Consider the following 18,382-nt stretch of genomic DNA (forward strand, 5'->3'; position numbering starts at 1 on the left):
GCTCAGTACATTCGAAGTAAACCCTCGTTCACTCCTCAGCTGTGCAAGCTGAAAGGGGATCGCACCTCATGTCTGGTTCCAACAGCACTACCTCGGTGATCGTCGCGGGCGCTCGGACGCCCATGGGGCGTTTGCTGGGCTCGCTGAAGTCCTTCTCGGGAGCCGACCTCGGCGGCTTCGCGATCAAGGCCGCCCTCGACCGTGCGGGTATCGGTGGCGATCAGGTGCAGTACGTCATCATGGGCCAGGTGCTCCAGGCCGGGGCGGGGCAGATCCCGGCACGCCAGGCCGCCGTCAAGGCCGGCATCCCGATGAACGTCCCGGCGCTCACCGTCAACAAGGTGTGCCTGTCCGGCCTCGACGCCATCGCGCTGGCCGACCAGCTGATCCGCGCCGGCGAGTTCGACGTGATCGTCGCGGGCGGCCAGGAGTCCATGACCAACGCCCCCCACCTGCTGCCGAAGTCCCGAGAGGGCTTCAAGTACGGGGCGATCGAGATGCTCGACGCCATGGCGTACGACGGTCTCACCGACGCCTTCGAGAACATCGCCATGGGCGAGTCGACGGAGAAGCACAACACGCGGCTCGGCATCAAGCGCCCCGAGCAGGACGAGATCGCGGCCCAGTCCCACCAGCGCGCCGCCGCGGCCCAGAAGAACGGTCTGTTCGAGGCCGAGATCACCCCGGTCGAGATCCCGCAGCGCAAGGGCGAGCCGGTGGTCTTCAGCAAGGACGAGGGCATCCGCGGGGAGACCACCGCCGAGTCCCTGGGCAAGCTGCGCCCGGCGTTCACGAAGGACGGCACGATCACCGCGGGTTCGGCCTCGCAGATCTCCGACGGTGCCGCCGCGGTCGTGGTGATGAGCAAGGCCAAGGCCCAGGAGCTCGGCCTGGACTGGATCGCCGAGATCGGCGCCCACGGCAACGTGGCCGGTCCGGACAACTCGCTCCAGTCCCAGCCGTCGAACGCCATCCTGCACGCCCTCAAGAAGGAGGGCCTGGAGGTGTCGGACCTCGACCTCGTCGAGATCAACGAGGCCTTCGCGGCGGTCGCCGTCCAGTCCATGAAGGACCTCGGCGTGTCCCCGGAAAGGGTGAACGTCAACGGTGGTGCCATCGCCCTCGGCCACCCGATCGGCATGTCCGGTGCCCGGCTCGTCCTGCACCTGGCGCTGGAGCTGAAGCGGCGCGGCGGCGGCGTGGGCGCGGCCGCGCTGTGCGGTGGCGGCGGTCAGGGTGACGCGCTGATCGTGCGGGTACCAAAGGCCTGATCGGTCTCTTCGCCGGTTTTCTCTCGAACGGAGCTGTGATGCAGGACGTCTCCACGCTGGTCGCCCAGGCGAGGGAGGGCCGGCCGCGGGCCGTGGCCCGGCTGATCTCCCTGGTGGAGGGGGCGTCCCCGCAGCTCAGGGAGGTCATGGCGGCCCTGGCCCCGCTGACCGGCGGGGCGTACGTGGTCGGTCTCACCGGTTCGCCGGGCGTCGGCAAGTCGACGTCCACGTCCGCCCTGGTGACCGCGTACCGCAAGCAGGGCAGGCGGGTCGGCGTCCTGGCCGTCGACCCGTCGTCCCCGTTCTCCGGCGGCGCCCTGCTCGGCGACCGGGTCCGGATGTCGGAGCACGCCTCGGACCCGGGCGTCTACATCCGCTCGATGGCGACCCGCGGCCACCTCGGCGGTCTCGCCTGGGCCGCCCCCCAGGCGATCCGGGTGCTGGACGCGGCCGGCTGCGACGTGATCCTCGTCGAGACGGTCGGCGTCGGTCAGTCGGAGGTCGAGATCGCCTCCCAGGCGGACACCTCCGTGGTGCTGCTGGCGCCCGGGATGGGCGACGGCATCCAGGCGGCCAAGGCCGGGATCCTGGAGATCGGCGACGTGTACGTGGTCAACAAGGCCGACCGCGACGGCGCCGACGCCACGGCCCGTGAACTGAACCACATGCTGGGGCTCGGAGAGTCCCGGGGCCCCGGCGACTGGCGTCCGCCCATCGTCAAGACCGTCGCCGCGCGCGCCGAGGGCGTCGACGAGGTCGTCGAGGCGCTGGAGAAGCACCGCGCCTGGATGGAGGAGCGCGGTGTCCTGGCCGAGCGCCGCCGTGCCCGCGCCGCCCGCGAGGTGGAGACCATCGCCGTCACGGCCCTGCGCGAACGCATCGGCGACCTGCACGGCGACCGTCGGCTCAGCGCGCTGGCCGAGCGGATCACGGCGGGCGAGCTGGACCCGTACCGGGCGGCCGACGAACTGGTGGCAGGCCTGACGGAAGGCTGAGGCAGCCCGGCAGCGGAGCCACGGGATCCGGCCGGTCCGGATCCCGCCCGTGGTCAACTCGGCCCAGCCGCTGGTACGTTGACCGACATGTTCCTCCTCTTGGCATAGGGCCCGCCCGAGCCCGCGACCGCACCCGGCACAGGCCGTGGCCGTCGCGGCACTCCGGCGTCCCCTCCCTGCCTCCAGTAGAGGAACTCTGTCGTGTCCGCTGTGTCTCCGCGGCCCTCGTATGCCGCGGTTCTCCGCCTTCCCCATGCCCGCCGCACCTTCGCGGCCGCCCTCGCCGCCCGGCTGTCCTACGGCGTGATCCCGATCGCCGTGATGCTCTGCGTGACCCGCGCGACCGGGTCCTACGCCGTCGCGGGTGTCGTGATGGCCGCGTTCGGCGCCACGGGCGTCTTCCTGTCGCCGTACCGGGCGGCCCTGGTCGACCGTCACGGCCCGCGTCGCGCGCTGCTGCCGATGGCCCTGCTGTACGCCGGGCTGCTCTGCGCGCTGGCGGCGGCGACCTGGCGTCCCGGGGCGCCGGCGACGCTGATCGGCCTGGTCGCCGCCGTCGCGGGTGCCTGCGCGCCGCCGCTCGGCCCCACCATGCGCACGGTGTGGGGCGAACTCACCGAGAACCGGCCGATGCTGCAGCGGGCCTACAGCCTGGACGGGGTCGCGGAGGAACTCCTGTACGTCACCGGACCGCTGCTGGTCGGGGTGCTGGTCGGCTTCGCCTCGCCGGTGCTCGGCGTGCTGCTGAGCGCGCTGCTGGTGGGGGCGGGGACGGTGGTCTTCGTCATGTCACCGGCGGTCGGCGCGGTGCGCGGGAGCCGGGCCGACCGCCGGGACCGCCGGGACCGCCGGGCGACCCTGAGGCCGGGGCCGGGGCTGCTGCAACCGATCCTCGTCGCGGGCGGTGTCGGCCTGTCCCTGAGCGCCGTCGACCTTCTCGTCGTCGCCTTCGCCGGGCAGCGGCAGCTCGGGGACGACACCGTCGCCTGGGTGCTCGCCGCGCTGTCGGCGGGCAGCGCGGTGGGCGGTCTGCTCAACGGGGCGGTGGACTGGCGTACGCCGGCCCGGGTCCGGCTTCCGCTGCTCGCCACGGGCCTGGGCGCGACACTCGCCGTCGCGGCGCTCGCCGACGGCGTACTCGCCCTCGCGGGGGCGGCGGCGGTGGCGGGCCTGTTCGTCGCGCCCGCCCTGACGACGGCGTACCTGATCGCGGACGACGCCGCCCCCGCCGGCTTCCGTACGCAGGCGGGGGCGTGGGTGAACACGGCCGTCAACGCGGGGAGTTCGGCGGGGGCGGCGACGATGGGGGTACTGGTGGAGCGGCTTCCGCTGGGGGTGTGCTTCGTGGTGTCCGGCGGGGTCTCGGTGATCGCGGGGGGAGTCTCGGTGGTCGGGAGGAGCCCCGAAAAGGCGGGCGCCCCGCTTCCGGGACGCCCGCCCGTGCCCGCCGACCACCCGTCCCGGTCGGCCGCGGGCTGACCGTCGTCCTCGACGCCGGGCGGCGTCGCAGGACGGTGACGGCGCGGCTACCGCACGTCAGTCGTCGTCGCCGTCGGCGGCGTCGTCACCGGCGTCGGACCGGTCCGCCGTGACCTTGCCCGACGTCAGGTCGACCCGCCAGTCCTGCTCGGCCTTGCCGGACTTGTGGGTCTCGACCTCCCAGGCCTTCGAGGAGCCTTCCTCGTCCAGGTCCACCGACGTCACGGTGCCCTTGCCGGCCGCGGCCTCGGCAGCCTCCCGGGCCGTCACGGACGAACCCTTCAGCGCGGCCCGCACCTGGGCGGTGTCGTCCTCCTGCTCGGAGTGGGAGCCGAGCACCTTGCCGGTGGCGGGGTCGATCCGGACGCTGTGCCAGGTGCTGCCGCTTCCGAGCACGTCGACGTCCCAGACGACCGGTCCGGCGTCGTCCTGGTCGTCCAGGTCGACGGAGACAGCGGTACCAGGGGAGTGCTTCAGCGCGGCGGCGATCGCCTCGGCCGCCGTCACGTCACCGGAGACGCGGGTGGAGTCGTCGTCCCGGGCGTCGTCGGCGCGGTCGGTGTCCCGGGCGTCGTCCGCGTCGTCGGCGTCATCGGTGTCCCGGGCGTCGTCGTCGCGGACCCCGGCGCCGGCCGCCCGGACATCCGCCTGCCGCGCCGTCCCGTCGCCGTCTCCCGACACCGCGAGAGCGGAGGCCGTGCCGCCCCCGATCAGAGCGGCGGCCGTGACGGCGGCGATCACGATGTTGCGCTTCATGCGGTTCCTCCAGAGTCGTGCTGATACGTCTTGGTTCGATCGCTTCGTTTCGCTTTCGACGTGATCCAACATCGCCGACCGACGCTGAGAGGAACCTGAAGCCCCCTGAAGAGATCTTCAGCTCGGCTTTGCGAACCTTTACGCATGCGCCTGTTGATCGTGGAAGACGAGAAGCGGCTCGCCCTGTCGCTCGCCAAGGGCCTGACGGCCGAGGGCTACGCCGTGGACGTGGTCCACGACGGCCGGGAGGGGCTGCACCAGGCCTCCGAGGGGTCGTACGACCTGGTGATCCTGGACATCATGCTGCCCGGCCTCAACGGCTACCGGGTCTGCGCCGCCCTGCGCGCCGCCGGCCACGACGTGCCGATCCTGATGCTCACGGCGAAGGACGGGGAGTACGACGAGGCGGAGGGCCTGGACACCGGCGCCGACGACTATCTGACCAAGCCGTTCTCGTACGTCGTGCTCGTCGCCCGGATCAAGGCCCTGCTGCGCCGCCGCGCCCAGGGCGCCGGGGCCTCGCCCGTCCATGTGCACGGCGACCTGAAGGTCGACACGGCCGCCCGCCGGGTCTTCCTGGGGGAGGAGGAGATCGCGCTGACCGCCAAGGAGTTCTCCGTCCTGGAGCAGCTCGTGGTGCGGGCCGGCGAGGTGGTCTCCAAGTCCGAGATCCTGGAGCACGTCTGGGACTTCGCGTACGAGGGCGATCCGAACATCGTCGAGGTGTACGTCAGCGCCCTGCGCCGCAAGCTGCGGGCCGGGCTCATCGGGACGGTGCGGGGCGTCGGCTACCGACTGGAGACGGACCGGTGAGACGCCTCCTCGGCTCCGTGCGGGCCCGCGCGACCCTCGCCGCCACGCTGGTCGTCGCGGTGGCGCTGGTCGCTGCCGGGGCCGCCGTACTGCTGTCCCTGCGGTCGAACCTGATCGGCCAGGCCGGTACCCAGGCGGAGCGCACCGCGCGCTCGGTCGCCTCCGAACTGTCGGTGGGCAAGACGGCCCGGCAGCTGGACCTGGACGAGGACGAGGAGCCGGTCCAGGTCGTCGACGACGACGGGACGCTGCTCGCGGCCCACAAGGACCTCCAGCGCGTCAGCGGCACGGCCACCGACGAGGTCAGGCCGCAGGCGAAGGCGTCCGAGGCCCCCGAGGCCGACGACGACTCCCAGGACCCCTACGACTCCGACGACGGCGGGGCCGACTCCCTCGAACCGGGCGAGATCGACGACCGGACCACCTTCAGCAACGGCTCGGCGACGATCGACCACGACACCGCCGACTACCGCTTCGCCGCCGTCAAGGTGGAGACCCGCGAGCAGGGCACGCTCACCGTCTACGCGGGCGCCCCGCTGTCCGCCGAACAGAGCGCCGTGGACACCGCGACGACCGTCATGCTGATCGGCTTCCCGCTGCTGCTCACCGTCGTCGCGGCGGTGACCTGGCTGGTCACCCGGCGCGCCCTGCGCCCGGTGGAGGGCATCCGCGCGGAGATGGCCGCGATCACCGCGTCCGAGGACCTGGCCCGCCGGGTCCCGGTGCCGGACACGCACGACGAGGTGGCCCGACTGGCCCGCACCACGAACGAGACGCTGGCCGCGCTGGAGACCTCCGTGGAACGCCAGCGCCGGTTCGTCGCCGACGCCTCCCACGAGCTGCGCAGCCCGATCGCGTCCCTGCGGACCCAGCTGGAGGTGGGCGCCGCGCACCCCGAGCTGCTGGATGTGGAGGGGGCGGTCGAGGACACCGTACGACTGCAGCGCCTCGCCGCCGACCTGCTGCTGCTGGCCCGCCTGGACGCGGGGGAGCGGCCCGCCGCCGACGCCCGGCTCGACCTCGCCGCGCTGGTGCGCAAGGAGGCCGCGGGGCGGACCGGCGTGCGCGTGCGGGCGCCGGAGGGGGTGGACGTGGCCGGGTCCCGGGGACAGCTGGGGCGGGTGCTCACCAACCTGCTGGACAACGCGCGCCGGCACACCCGCTCGACGGTCGAGGTGAGCGTGCGGCGGGAGGGGGAGTGGGCCGTGCTCGGGGTCGCCGACGACGGGGACGGGGTGCCCGAGGGCGACCGGGAGCGGATCTTCGAACGGTTCGTACGACTCGACGACGCCCGCAGCCGCGACGACGGCGGCGCCGGGCTGGGGCTCGCCATCGCCCGGGACGTCGCCGTACGGCACGGCGGCACACTCACGGTCCGCGACGCGCCGACGGGCGGAGCCCTGTTCGAACTCCGCCTGCCGCTCGCCTAGGGCCCGGTCAGCCGACCGTCCGAGGGCGCGTCCGGGGACGGGTCACAGGCGCCCGCGATGTCCCCGCAGGTGTTCCGCGATGGGCTTGAGGGACTTGTCGAGTTCCGCCATGGCCTCGGGGGACAGCAGATCGATGAAGTGCCTGCGCACCGAGGACACGTGGTGCGGTGCGACCTTCTGCATCGTCTCCATGCCGTGCTCGGTGAGCACCGCGAACAGACCTCGGCGGTCCGACTCGCAGTTCTCGCGGCGCACGAGGTCCGCGTTCTCCATGCGGGTGATCTGGTGGGAGAGGCGGCTCTTGGACTGGAGGGTGGCGGACGCGAGGTCACTCATCCGCATCCGTACACCCTCCGACTCGGAGAGGTTGACCAGGATCTCGTAGTCGTTCATCGTCAGGCCGAACGGCTGCAGGTCCCTCTCGAGCTGGTACGTCAACAGCCTGTTGACCTCCAGGTGGGTGCGCCAGGCGCACTGCTCCGCATCGGTCAGCCAGCGCGTGGCCGTCTCGGTCTCCATGAATCAAGTCTACCTAAAAGGTTGAAAGGCGAACTAGTGAGGGTGGTGTGACGACGGCGCGCACACGTTCGACGTCACACTCCGCAGACTACCGCTCACAGCCCGAAGCGACGCTGGAGGTCCCCCAGCTGTCCGGGAAGGCGCGGTGCGCCCGCTTGCTGTGAGCCACCCATGGGCGCGCCGTGTCCGCCGGGTACTCCGGGCTGCTGCGGAGTCACCCCCACGGCCTGCTCCGCCATGAGCGCCTCCGACGACTGGAGCAGCACCGTGCCCGCCCCGACGAACTCGAACTGGTGCTCTTCCCCGGAGGCCCCGCCGAGGCCTGTCATCGCACGTAGACCGCCCATCAGGCCGGTCATGTAGGCGTGGTCGTAGTGGTGGCACGGCGAGGGGCAGTCGGCCCATCCGACGAGGGCCTGCGGGTCCACCCGGATCGGCGGTTCCATGAACACCACCGGACCGTTGGAGGCGGCCACGAACTTTCCGGTTCCGATCAGTGTCAGAAAACCCGGCACGATCGACTGCTTGAGGGACAGACTTGGCTGAAAAGCGAGCAGGTTGCCCGAGCGAATGGTCAGATTGCCGTCTTCCAGGTCGTACGAGTTCACGTCGAAGGCCCGGTCGGCGAGGAGCATCTTGCCCGAGCCCTCCGCCACGACCCAGTCGCTCGCGTGCAGAGGCGAATGGAAGGACGTACGGACAAGACGGTCCAGCCGGCCGTGCCCGACGCCGTTGAACTCCATCGAGCCGTAGAAGGCGATCATCTTCCCCTTCTGCAGGAACCACTGGCTCCCCTTGAGCTCCACGCAGAAGGTGCAGTTGTCGACGTTGTCGTCCGACGGCAGCGTCATGGGGTCGTAGACCGTCGGGCCGCCGCCCGGAGCCCCGTACATGCTCACAGCTTCTCCTCCGAGGCCTGGACGTACACCGCGCCGTTGCCGCTGAGCTCCAGCTGGAACGCCTCGCCGGAGCCGCGGCCCACCATGTCCCGCCAGCCCAGCGCGGTGGACAGCTTGTTGCGGACGTCGCCGTGGTGCGCGACGTACGCCTGCGGGTCGACGTGGACCGGCCGCTGCGGGGTGATGGGAACCTCGATCACCCCGCCGTGCGCCATCACCGCCACCGAGCCGTGCCCGCGCAGGGTGGTCGTGAACAGTCCCTGGCCGGTGACCTGGCCGCGGACCATGCCCATGACGCCGCCCTGGGAGCCCATGAACATGGTGCCCTGCTCCAGGGTGCCCTCGAAGGCGAGCAGCCGGTCCGCCTCGACGAACAGGGTGTCGCCGGTGAGGTTGATGACCTGGACGTGGTGGCCGCCGTGCCCGAACAGCACGGTGCCGCTGCCCTCGACGGACATCAGGGGCGCGGCCTCGCCCGCCGCCCGTCGCCCGATCATCGACATGACCCCGCCCTGCCCGCCCTGCATGTTGGGTGTGAACGACACCTCGCCCTGGTAGGCGAGCATCGCCCCGCGCTGACTGAACAGCCGCTGCCCGGGCAGGACGGTCGCCTCGACCATCTTCGAGTTGATCTCCCGGAAGGCCATGTCACACATCCCCCGCGATCGTGTTCCGCTCGCTCGGCTGGACGTAGACCAGGCCGTCCCCCTCGAAGCGGATCTGGAAGGCCTCGCCGCCGCCCTCGCCCATGAGGGTGCGGAAGGTCACACCGGACTGGAAGGACTGCTGCAGGTTCCCCTGGTGCGCGACGTAGGCGCCGGGGTCGACGGTCAGCGGGTACTGCCGGCTCACCCGCAGCACCACGGCCGGTCCGGCCGACATGATCGCGGCCTGCCCGTGCCCCTCCACCGTCGTGGTGAACAGCCCGTTGCCCTGCGAGGCCCCGCGCAGCCCGGTGAAGGACGTGCCGGTCCGCAGTCCGGAGTCGGTCGCGAGCAGGTTGCTCGACTCCACGTACAGCGTCTCCCCCTGGAGGGCCACGAGGTTGATCTCGGAGGCACGGTCCGCGAACCAGCAGGTGCCGTGCCCCTTCACCTCCATCAGTGTCATCTGCTCACCGGTGATCCGCCGCGTCACCATCCCCCGCAGCCCCTCACCCCCACCGCTGAGCTTCTTGAAGTCCATCTGCCCGTCGTACGCGACCATCGACCCGTTCTTCGCCTTCACGGCGTCCCCGGTCATGTCGACGGCGAGCACCTTGCTGCCTTGAAGTCGGAACATCGCCACGCAGCGAAAATAGCCGTCGCGAGGCCCCGCCGAACAGAGCCCGCGACCCCCCGACCGGGCGCGTCCCACGGTTTGCCACAATGGGCAATCGTTTGTGCGCGCGTTCACAAACGGTCCGTAGTCTCTCCCACCGAAGGTGACCCGTGGACATCAAGACCGCCTCCGCCATCCGCCGCCTCCGCCTGGTCTCGGGCCCCGAGGCGGTCTCGTTCCTGCTCCTGCTGGTCTGCTCGGTGCTCAAGCGGACCACGGACTTCAACGCGGTTCCCGCGATGGGCATGATCCACGGCGTCCTCTTCATCCTGTACGTGATCTTCTGGGCGGACGCCTGGAACCGTACGAAGTGGTCCCTGAAGACCGCCGCCCTCTACTTCGTCCTGTCGGTCCTGCCCACCGGCGGCTTCTTCGCGGAGCGCAGGCTCAAGCGCGAGGCCGAGGACGCGGTCATCGCCTCCCGCGCCCGCCAGGAAGGCAAGGTGACGGCGTGATCGTCGCCTTCTCCGTGACGCCCCTGGGCGTCGGCGAGGACGTGGGGGAGTACGTGGCCGACGCCGTCCGGGTGGTCCGCGAGTCGGGCCTGCCCCACCGCACCGACGCGATGTTCACGTCGATCGAGGGCGAGTGGGACGAGGTCATGGACGTGGTCAGGCGTGCGGTGGCAGCGGTGGAGGCGCGGTCACCGCGCGTCTCCCTGGTCCTCAAGGCGGACATCCGCCCCGGGGTGACCGACGGCCTCACCTCGAAGGTGGAGACGGTGGAGAGGTACCTGGCCGGCTGAGGGCGCCGGCCCGGCGTCCCGCAGTCGCGTGCTGCCCGGTCGTCCGCACCCCCTCGGGCCGCCGGGGACCGAGGGGCGAGACGGGGCTGACCACGATGTGACCGGCCGGTAAGGTCTCTGCCGTGCCGAAGCCCCTCAGTCTTCCCTTCGACCCCATCGCCCGCGCCGACGAACTCTGGAAGCAGCGCTGGGGAAACGTGCCGTCCATGGCCGCGATCACCTCGATCATGCGCGCGCACCAGATCCTGCTCGCCGAGGTCGACGCGGTGGTCAAGCCGTACGGGCTGACGTTCGCGCGCTACGAGGCGCTGGTCCTGCTCACCTTCTCCAAGGCCGGTGAGCTGACCATGTCCAAGATCGGCGAGCGTCTGATGGTGCACCCCACCTCCGTGACGAACACCGTCGACCGCCTGGTGAAGTCGGGCCTGGTGGACAGGAAGCCCAACCCGAACGACGGCCGCGGCACCCTCGCCGTCATCACCGACAAGGGCCGCGAGGTGGTCGAGGCGGCCACCCGCGACCTGATGGCGATGGACTTCGGGCTCGGGGTGTACGACTCCGAGGAGTGCGGGGAGATCTTCGCGATGCTCAGGCCGCTGCGGGTGTCGGCGCACGACTTCGACGAGGACTGACCCGGGGCAAGATCTCCCGGAGCGCGTGGTTACGCTCGTACGCATGAAAAAGTCCGTGCTGACCCGCTACCGGGTCATGGCCTACGTGACCGGTGTGCTGCTGGTCCTGCTGACCCTGGGCGTGATCGCCAAGTACCTGCTCGAGATGGACGGCGCGGACGGCTTCACCCGTGTCGTGGGCATCGCGCACGGCTGGCTGTACGTCGTCTACCTGGTCTTCGCGTTCGACCTGGGCTCGAAGGCGAAGTGGCCGGTCGCCAAGCAGATCTGGGTACTGCTGGCGGGCACGATCCCCACGGCCGCCTTCTTCGTCGAGCGCAAGGTCAGCCGCGAGCTGGAGGCGAAGGTCGCCGAGGACGCTCCGGCGGTCGCCAAGGCGTAACCCCCACCGCCGTACGGACCGCGTACGGCGGTCAGCCATCGACATTTACTAGGACGTCCTAGTAAATTCGAGGGTATGGACGCTGACGCCATCGAAGAGGGCCGCCGCCGCTGGCAGGCCCGGTACGACGCCTCACGCACGCGTGAGGCCGACTTCACCACGCTCTCCGGGGACCCCGTGGAGCCGGTGTACGGGCCACGGCCGGGGGACAGGTACGACGGCTTCGAGCGGATCGGCTGGCCGGGGGAGTACCCCTACACCCGCGGTCTGTACGCGAGCGGCTACCGGGGTCGCACCTGGACCATCCGGCAGTTCGCCGGGTTCGGGAACGCCGAGCAGACCAACGAGCGCTACAAGAAGATCCTCGCCAACGGCGGCGGCGGACTGTCCGTGGCCTTCGACATGCCGACGCTGATGGGGCGCGACTCCGACGACCCGCGCTCGCTCGGCGAGGTGGGGCACTGCGGGGTCGCCATCGACTCGGCCGCCGACATGGAGGTCCTGTTCCAGGACATCCCGCTGGGCGACGTGACGACCTCCATGACCATCAGCGGGCCGGCCGTACCCGTCTTCTGCATGTACCTCGTCGCCGCGGAGCGGCAGGGCGTCGACCCGGCCGTCCTCAACGGCACCCTGCAGACGGACATCTTCAAGGAGTACATCGCCCAGAAGGAGTGGCTCTTCCAGCCGGAGCCCCATCTGCGGCTGATCGGCGACCTGATGGAGCACTGCGCGGCCGGCATCCCCGCCTACAAGCCGCTGTCCGTCTCCGGTTACCACATCCGCGAGGCCGGCTCGACGGCCGCGCAGGAACTGGCCTACACGCTGGCCGACGGCTTCGGGTACGTGGAGCTGGGGCTCAGCCGCGGCCTGGACGTGGACGTCTTCGCGCCCGGCCTGTCCTTCTTCTTCGACGCGCACGTCGACTTCTTCGAGGAGATCGCCAAGTTCCGCGCCGCGCGCCGCATCTGGGCCCGCTGGATGCGGGACGAGTACGGGGCGCGGACCGAGAAGGCCCAGTGGCTGCGCTTCCACACGCAGACCGCGGGTGTCTCACTGACCGCGCAGCAGCCGTACAACAACGTGGTGCGTACGGCCGTCGAGGCGCTGGCCGCCGTACTGGGCGGCACCAACTCCCTGCACACCAACGCCCTGGACGAGACCCTCGCGCTGCCCTCCGAGCAGGCCGCCGAGATCGCGCTGCGCACCCAGCAGGTGCTGATGGAGGAGACCGGCGTCGCCAACGTGGCCGACCCGCTGGGTGGTTCCTGGTACGTCGAGCAGCTCACGGACCGGATCGAGGCCGACGCCGAGAAGATCTTCGAGCAGATCAGGGAACGCGGTCTGCGCGCGCACCCCGACGGACGCCACCCCATCGGGCCGATCACCTCCGGCATCCTGCGCGGCATCGAGGACGGCTGGTTCACCGGCGAGATCGCCGAGTCCGCCTTCCAGTACCAGCAGGCCCTGGAGAAGGGCGACAAGAGGGTCGTGGGCGTGAACGTCCACCACGGTTCCGTGACGGGCGACCTGGAGATCCTGCGGGTCAGCCACGAGGTGGAACGGGAGCAGGTCCGGGTGCTGGGATCCCGCAAGGGCTCGCGGGACGACGCGGCCGTGCGGGCCGCGCTGGACGCGATGCTCGCCGCCGCCCGCGACGGCTCCAACATGATCGAGCCGATGCTGGAGGCGGTACGCGCCGAGGCGACCCTCGGCGAGATCTGCGGGGTGCTGCGGGACGAGTGGGGGGTGTACACGGAACCCGCGGGGTTCTAGGTGCCGTGCTGCCTCGGGGCCGTGGTGTTCCCGGCTCCGGGGCTCCCTACGTGCGCGGCCCGCGCGGCGCCTGGGCGGCCCGCGCGTCGTCCGCCGTGCCCGCGAGGCCCAGGAGCAGTACCTGGGTGAAGGAGCGCGCCCACTCCGCGTCCACCGGTTCCGCGCTCACCAGGGTGCGGTGCACCACCGCGCCCGCGACGATGTCGAAGATGAGGTCGACCGTGCGGGCGGCTTCCTCCGCGTTCGGCTCCGGGGGGAGCTCACCGCGCCGCTCCGCCCGGCAGCGGCCCTCCAGAACCAGTCGCTTCTGGCGCTGCACGATCGACGCCCGGATGCGTTCGCGCAGTGCGTCGTCCCGGATCGACTCCGCCACCACCGACATCAGCCCGCTCCTGGCCTCCGGCCGGGCCAGGATGGCCGCGAACTGGAGGACCACGCCCTCGATGTCGGCGGCGAGGGTGCCGCTGTCGGGGAGTTCCAGCTCGTCGAAGAGTTCCGCCACCGCGTCGACCACGAGTTCGTTCTTGCCGGCCCAGCGCCGGTAGATGGTCGTTTTCGCAACCCCGGCCCTCGTGGCGACGTCTCCCAGGGTGAGTTTCGACCAGCCCAGCTCCACCAGAGCCGCCCGTGTCGCGGCCAGGATCGCGGTGTCCGCGGCGGCGCTGCGCGGACGGCCGGTACGGCCGGCGGGGGTGCGGCTCTGCATGCCCCGACCATAAACCGGCGGTTTCGTTGTGTGGCCGTGAGGGAGATCACCGGAGAGTGGTGTCGCGGAGGCACCCGGTGCCATTACGCTACGACTCGTAGCGAAAGCTCGCGACGGACGTACGCGGGCGAGGGACACGCACGGCGCGGGGTGGGGACCCGGCGCCGAACACCCGAGAAGCACGACCGGCTTTCACAACGCTTTTCACGCAGGCGCGGGTACGGGGGAGGATAGACGCATGCAGCCACGGAACATGTCCATGAGCGGAGTCGTCGACCTCGCCGCGGTGAAGGCGGCCCAGGAGGCCAAGGCGAAGGCGGAGCAGGCGCGAGCCGAAGCCGCCCGGCAGGGTGGCGGGGCCGGCGGGGTCTCCCCGGCCGACCTCGTCATCGACGTCGATGAAGCAGGGTTCGAGCGGGATGTCCTGCAGCGGTCCGCCGAGGTGCCCGTCGTCATCGACTTCTGGGCCGAGTGGTGTCAGCCCTGCAAGCAGCTGAGCCCGGTCCTCGAGCGGCTCGCCGTCGAGTACAACGGACGCATCGTCCTCGCCAAGATCGACGTCGACGCCAACCAGATGCTGATGCAGCAGTTCGGGGTCCAGGGGATCCCGGCCGTCTTCGCCGTGGTGGCGGGGCAGGCCCTGCCGCTCTTCCAGGGTGCCGCGGGCGAGGCGCAGATCCGCGAGACCCTGGACCAGCTGGTCCAGGTCGCCGAGCAGCGCTTCGGGCTCACGGGCCTGGCCGTCGACCCCGACGCCCAGCCGGGCGGCGCCGGGCAGACCGACGCCCCCGACCTGCCCGCGGGGCCCTACGACGCGCTCCTCGAAGCCGCCGTACGCGCCCTGGACGCGGGGGACTTCGGCGGCGCGGTCCAGGCGTACAAGAACGTACTGAGTGACGACCCGGGCAACACCGAGGCCAAACTCGGCCTGGCCCAGGCCGAGTTGCTCCACCGCGTGCAGGGGCTCGACCCGCAGCAGGTGCGCAAGGACGCCGCCGAGAAGCCCGCTGACGTTCAGGCACAGATCGCCGCCGCCGACCTGGATCTGGTGGGCGGTCATGTCGAGGACGCGTTCGGACGGCTCATCGATGCCGTACGACGTACCGCGGGCGACGACCGGGACGCCGCCCGCCTTCGGCTGCTGGAGCTGTTCGAGGTCGTCGGCGGCGACGACCCGCGGGTGGCGGCGGCGCGCAGGGCACTCGCGCGCGCCCTGTTCTGACCGGGCCGCGAGCCTGGTCCTGACCAGTCGCTAAACGCGAGGGCTTGTGTTGCCCGAGTGAAAAAATGGCCGACAGGAGGCCTGTGCGGCCGCGCTTTGCCAAATCTTGGCAATCGCGGCCGCTGTTACTTGGAGTAAGTCGAGGCTGTTGATCTGTCGGAATCTGTCCAACGATCAATGTCTTTGTCCGGCACCCATCCGCCACCGAGCGTCGTCGACCGAGACCAGTGGGTCGTTGTTCGGTTATACGGTCGTTACTAGCGAGTAACGAACCCCCTTGTGCGGGCGGCGAGAATGCACCACGATCGGCGACGCTCGGTCCATTCCCGTACCCCGGCAGCCGGTTGGGTCGACGGGATCCCTTGGGTCCCCACCGGGCAGAGCCGACGGCAGGTGCGTCGGTTCTTGGGCAGGGGGGTCTTCGCCGTCCGGCGAAGCCTGTCCAGCAAGGTTGTGCGTGATGCGTGTCAGGCGCGACCAGTGGTTGTCGCTCGGGGGTGATCGCCGGTGATTCGGACGCGTTTGGCGCCTCCGGGTACGGGCGCTCCCCTTCCCGAGGACGTAGCACTTCTCCCATCCCTGCCCGGCTGAGCGGTCGAGTCGACCGGAGCAGTCAGGGCCAGGAGATGTACGTCCGAGAAGGAGGAAATATGGAGTCCCAGGTGCGTGGCGGGACCAGATGGAAGCGCTTCGCTGTGGTCATGGTGCCCAGCGTCGCCGCGGCCGCATGTGTGGGTGTCGGGCTGGCGCAGGGTGCGCTGGCCGCGTCGTTCAGCGTGTCCGGCCAGGAGTTCAAGGTATCGGCCGGGCATCTGCACGGTGAGGGCTTCGCTCAGTACGGCGGTATCGACAGCGGTTACACGTCGACCGACGGCAAGACCAAGACGGTTCGCCCCGTCGCGATCTCGTCGTTCAGGACCGCCGAGATCACCAAGATGTGCCAGTCGGTCAAGACGGAGATCCCCCTCATAGGGAAGACGATCTACCTCCGTCTCGACGCCGGGCCGGACGCGGATCACAAGGTCGAGGCCAAGAACCTCTACATCGACGTCGCCCAGCTCGACGCCGACGCGACGTTCAACAACATCGACATCGGTGTTGCGGTCCAGGACCAGACCAAGGGCCCTGCCGTCAAGAAGGGCGAGAACGTCCTGCCTGGCGGCTTCGCCCAGCAGGCCGACTCGGCCGACCTGACGAAGGTCGAGCAGACGGCGTGGGCGACCACGGCCGGCACCTTCAAGCTCAGCGGCCTGAAGATGCGTCTCGGTACCGACTCCAAGATGGAGTGCTTCTGACGGCTTCGGCCGCGGGGGCGTCCTTGGACAGCTGAGCTGCCCATGGGGGCGGGGAAGTTCGTCGCTTCTCCGCCCCGTTCGCCCCGCTCGACGCCCCGCGTCGGGTACCTGCACATACTCAGACTTCCGGCTTCTCCACGCCTACGGCCGAGCCGGTACGTACATCACCGGACCCAGGGAGCTGTTTTCCATGAGTGCCGAGACTCCGGTCCAGAGCGCCGGGACGTTCGCCCGGTTGCGTCTGCGATTCCGTGACTGGCGGGGCACCCGGCCGTTCTGGGCAGGCCTCTTCACCCTGCTCGGCGGGGTGCCGATCGCCTACTTCCCGTACGCCACCCTCAAGTTGGGCACCATGTCGCTCGCCATGGCGACGACCGCGGGTGCCGGCTCCCTCATCATCGGCGTACTGCTGGTGACCCTCGGTCTGACCATGTGGTTCCAGCAGGCCACGCGCGTCTTCGCCGGAGTCGCCGCGATCGTCCTCGCCCTGGTGTCCCTGGTGGTCTCCAACATCGGCGGCTTCATCGTCGGGTTCCTGCTCGCGATGCTCGGCGGCGCGCTCGCCGTCTCGTGGGCACCGGGCAAGGCCCAGGCTGCGGGCGCCGGATCCGGCGACGCGGACCAGGGCCCCTCGGACGAGGGCGCCGTGGAGAACGACCCCCAGGCCGCCCCGGGCCAGCCGGGAACGGCGTACGGCACACCGGACGCCGAGCACGGCCAACCGGCCGACCGGACGCCCGAGGGCACCTGGGCGGACAGCGCGAACGGGGGGTACCGTGTCGGCTGACGCGAGCCACGGCGAGGGCGCCGAGGCGTTGACCCGGGCGAGAACGGGACCCCGCCACGCGGCCCCCAGGAAGCCGCTGTTCACCAGGTTCCACATGCCGGCCGGCAAGGCGATAGCCATGGCCGCGATGCCGACGGCGGTCCTCATGGGCATCGGCTTCACGCCGACGCTCGCGCTCGCCGACGAGCAGCCGGCCTCGAACAGCCTGAAGGCCGACGAGTACAAGGACTGCCTCGCGGCCCTGGAAGAGGACGGCGCGTCCGCCTCGCCCACGCCGTCGCCGTCCGCCTCGTCGAGCGACGACGCGTCGACGGACGAGGACCAGGGCGAGGCGGCGGAGCCGTCGCCCTCGGCTTCGGCGGACACCGGCTCGGGCTCCGGTTCGGGTTCGGGTGACTCCTCGTCGGATTCAGGTTCCGACGACGACGCCGAACCCACGCCGTCCGCCTCGGCCTCGCCGAGCAAGGAGGGCAACTCCTCCTCCGGTGACACCGCCACGGCGAGCCCGTCTCCCTCCGCGAGTGACGACGGCAACGTGCTGGAGGACATCGGCGACGCGATCACCGGCATCTTCACGGGCGGCAAGAAGGCCTCGGAGGACGCGAGTCCGACCCCGTCGGCCTCCCCCTCCGCCTCGGACGGCACCGACAGCGCGGACAAGGACACCTCCGACGCCGTCAAGGAGACCACCGAGAAGGTCACCGACACGGTCGACGACACCGTGAAGGACACGACCGACGCGGCGTCCGAGGCGGCCGAGGACACCTCGAAGGCGGTGGAGGAAGCGGCCGAGGAGGCCGCGGACGCCACGGCCACGCCCAGCCCCTCCGCGAGCTCCACCACGGACCCCGAGGACTGCCCGGTCGCCACCGATGAAGTGGGCGGCGTCGACAACAAGGTGCTGGTGGCGGACAAGCCCTGGTACCTGGAGGCCAGTTCGCTGACGCTCAAGGGTGCGGACTACCAGGGCATCGTCGAGGTGAAGACGGCCAGCGGCAAGACCAAGAAGGTCCTGAAGTACGTCGTCTCCGGCGGCACCGACATCGGCGACCTGCACCAGCTGGTCAAGGAGAACGACAAGACCTACCACGTGCAGGCCGCGAAGGGCTCGACGTCCACGATCACCGGCGGCGACACCGTGATGTACACGGAAAGCATCTCCGGCAACCTGCTCGGTCTGGTCCCGGTCACGTTCGATCCGGAGCACCCGCCGCCGCTGAACATCCCGCTGATCTACTTCACCAAGGTGAAGATCACCCAGGCCGCCCAGTTCGGCGGAACGCTGCACGTCCCCGGCATGCAGCAGTACGTCACCGACTAGGCGCCCCCACAGGCCCGTTCGGGAGCCGCACAGA

At 70.6% G+C, this 18,382-nt stretch carries 20 protein-coding genes; 14 read left to right on the forward strand and 6 right to left on the reverse strand.

All coding sequences use genetic code 11. The features are described 5' to 3' along the window. Positions 1 to 68 precede the first annotated feature (68 nt). The 3 genes from AQJ84_RS14340 (at position 69) to AQJ84_RS14350 (ending at position 3,745) form a co-directional block, all read left to right on the forward strand. Entirely contained in the window at positions 69 to 1,271 is a 1,203-nt protein-coding gene (locus AQJ84_RS14340) for an acetyl-CoA C-acetyltransferase (protein ID WP_030042359.1), read from the forward strand. A gap of 38 nt (positions 1,272 to 1,309) precedes the next feature. After that, the gene (gene meaB, locus AQJ84_RS14345; RefSeq protein ID WP_030042360.1) at positions 1,310 to 2,266 is read left to right on the forward strand and encodes a methylmalonyl Co-A mutase-associated GTPase MeaB; all 957 of its coding nucleotides are present in this window, start codon (positions 1,310 to 1,312) and stop codon (positions 2,264 to 2,266) included. A 201-nt stretch (positions 2,267 to 2,467) separates the two neighbouring features. Further along, positions 2,468 to 3,745: an MFS transporter gene (locus tag AQJ84_RS14350; RefSeq protein WP_030042361.1), complete on the forward strand. Its 1,278-nt coding sequence runs from the start codon at positions 2,468 to 2,470 to the stop codon at positions 3,743 to 3,745. Positions 3,746 to 3,802: 57 nt separating this feature from the next. Here the strand turns inward: AQJ84_RS14350 and AQJ84_RS14355 are convergent, their stop codons facing one another. Then, positions 3,803 to 4,501, reverse strand: coding sequence for a PepSY domain-containing protein (locus AQJ84_RS14355; protein ID WP_030042362.1), 699 nt, complete (start codon positions 4,499 to 4,501; stop codon positions 3,803 to 3,805). Positions 4,502 to 4,645: 144 nt separating this feature from the next. On the opposite strand from AQJ84_RS14355, the gene AQJ84_RS14360 reads away from it, so the two are divergent. Then, on the forward strand, positions 4,646 to 5,314 hold the full coding sequence (locus tag AQJ84_RS14360; RefSeq protein WP_030042363.1) for a response regulator transcription factor: 669 nt from the start codon (positions 4,646 to 4,648) through the stop codon (positions 5,312 to 5,314). Beyond that, positions 5,311 to 6,744, forward strand: a complete 1,434-nt coding sequence (locus tag AQJ84_RS14365) for a sensor histidine kinase (protein WP_030042364.1) — start codon at positions 5,311 to 5,313, stop codon at positions 6,742 to 6,744. The genes AQJ84_RS14360 and AQJ84_RS14365 overlap by 4 nt, the downstream gene beginning before the upstream one ends. Positions 6,745 to 6,786: 42 nt before the next feature. Here the strand turns inward: AQJ84_RS14365 and AQJ84_RS14370 are convergent, their stop codons facing one another. The 4 genes from AQJ84_RS14370 to AQJ84_RS14385 form a co-directional block, all read right to left on the reverse strand. Beyond that, positions 6,787 to 7,263, reverse strand: a complete 477-nt coding sequence (locus AQJ84_RS14370; RefSeq protein ID WP_030042365.1) for a MarR family winged helix-turn-helix transcriptional regulator — start codon at positions 7,261 to 7,263, stop codon at positions 6,787 to 6,789. 95 nt (positions 7,264 to 7,358) lie between these two features. After that, positions 7,359 to 8,156: an AIM24 family protein gene (locus tag AQJ84_RS14375; protein ID WP_030042366.1), complete on the reverse strand. Its 798-nt coding sequence runs from the start codon at positions 8,154 to 8,156 to the stop codon at positions 7,359 to 7,361. 2 nt (positions 8,157 to 8,158) lie between these two features. After that, positions 8,159 to 8,809, reverse strand: coding sequence for an AIM24 family protein (locus AQJ84_RS14380; RefSeq protein ID WP_030042367.1), 651 nt, complete (start codon positions 8,807 to 8,809; stop codon positions 8,159 to 8,161). A gap of 1 nt (position 8,810) precedes the next feature. After that, positions 8,811 to 9,443, reverse strand: coding sequence for an AIM24 family protein (locus AQJ84_RS14385; protein WP_030042368.1), 633 nt, complete (start codon positions 9,441 to 9,443; stop codon positions 8,811 to 8,813). A 149-nt stretch (positions 9,444 to 9,592) separates the two neighbouring features. Here AQJ84_RS14385 and AQJ84_RS14390 point away from each other — a divergent pair, with 149 nt between their 5' ends. The 5 genes from AQJ84_RS14390 to AQJ84_RS14410 all read left to right on the forward strand — a co-directional run bounded on the left by AQJ84_RS14390 (position 9,593) and on the right by AQJ84_RS14410 (position 13,017). Beyond that, positions 9,593 to 9,937, forward strand: a complete 345-nt coding sequence (locus AQJ84_RS14390; protein ID WP_030042369.1) for a DUF3817 domain-containing protein — start codon at positions 9,593 to 9,595, stop codon at positions 9,935 to 9,937. Then, complete coding sequence (locus AQJ84_RS14395) at positions 9,934 to 10,227, forward strand: MTH1187 family thiamine-binding protein (RefSeq protein ID WP_030042370.1); 294 nt, start codon at positions 9,934 to 9,936, stop codon at positions 10,225 to 10,227. The genes AQJ84_RS14390 and AQJ84_RS14395 overlap by 4 nt, the downstream gene beginning before the upstream one ends. Positions 10,228 to 10,349: 122 nt before the next feature. Further along, positions 10,350 to 10,859, forward strand: a complete 510-nt coding sequence (locus AQJ84_RS14400) for a MarR family winged helix-turn-helix transcriptional regulator (protein ID WP_030042371.1) — start codon at positions 10,350 to 10,352, stop codon at positions 10,857 to 10,859. A 43-nt stretch (positions 10,860 to 10,902) separates the two neighbouring features. Continuing rightward, positions 10,903 to 11,241 (forward strand): DUF3817 domain-containing protein, encoded by a 339-nt coding sequence (locus tag AQJ84_RS14405; protein WP_030042372.1) that lies wholly within the window; start codon positions 10,903 to 10,905, stop codon positions 11,239 to 11,241. A gap of 75 nt (positions 11,242 to 11,316) precedes the next feature. Further along, complete coding sequence (locus AQJ84_RS14410; protein ID WP_053191693.1) at positions 11,317 to 13,017, forward strand: acyl-CoA mutase large subunit family protein; 1,701 nt, start codon at positions 11,317 to 11,319, stop codon at positions 13,015 to 13,017. Positions 13,018 to 13,063: 46 nt separating this feature from the next. Here the strand turns inward: AQJ84_RS14410 and AQJ84_RS14415 are convergent, their stop codons facing one another. Further along, complete coding sequence (locus AQJ84_RS14415; RefSeq protein WP_051870087.1) at positions 13,064 to 13,723, reverse strand: TetR/AcrR family transcriptional regulator; 660 nt, start codon at positions 13,721 to 13,723, stop codon at positions 13,064 to 13,066. Positions 13,724 to 13,961: 238 nt separating this feature from the next. On the opposite strand from AQJ84_RS14415, the gene AQJ84_RS14420 reads away from it, so the two are divergent. The 4 genes from AQJ84_RS14420 to AQJ84_RS14435 all read left to right on the forward strand — a co-directional run bounded on the left by AQJ84_RS14420 (position 13,962) and on the right by AQJ84_RS14435 (position 18,348). Beyond that, the gene (locus AQJ84_RS14420) at positions 13,962 to 14,945 is read left to right on the forward strand and encodes a tetratricopeptide repeat protein (protein ID WP_053191691.1); all 984 of its coding nucleotides are present in this window, start codon (positions 13,962 to 13,964) and stop codon (positions 14,943 to 14,945) included. 650 nt (positions 14,946 to 15,595) lie between these two features. Next, positions 15,596 to 16,240: a DUF6230 family protein gene (locus AQJ84_RS14425; RefSeq protein WP_030042376.1), complete on the forward strand. Its 645-nt coding sequence runs from the start codon at positions 15,596 to 15,598 to the stop codon at positions 16,238 to 16,240. A gap of 190 nt (positions 16,241 to 16,430) precedes the next feature. Continuing rightward, the gene (locus AQJ84_RS14430; protein WP_030042377.1) at positions 16,431 to 17,027 is read left to right on the forward strand and encodes a DUF6114 domain-containing protein; all 597 of its coding nucleotides are present in this window, start codon (positions 16,431 to 16,433) and stop codon (positions 17,025 to 17,027) included. Next, on the forward strand, positions 17,017 to 18,348 hold the full coding sequence (locus AQJ84_RS14435; RefSeq protein ID WP_030042378.1) for a hypothetical protein: 1,332 nt from the start codon (positions 17,017 to 17,019) through the stop codon (positions 18,346 to 18,348). The genes AQJ84_RS14430 and AQJ84_RS14435 overlap by 11 nt, the downstream gene beginning before the upstream one ends. Positions 18,349 to 18,382 lie beyond the last annotated feature (34 nt).

Source organism: Streptomyces resistomycificus (assembly GCF_001514265.1).
Lineage (GTDB): Bacteria > Actinomycetota > Actinomycetes > Streptomycetales > Streptomycetaceae > Streptomyces > Streptomyces resistomycificus.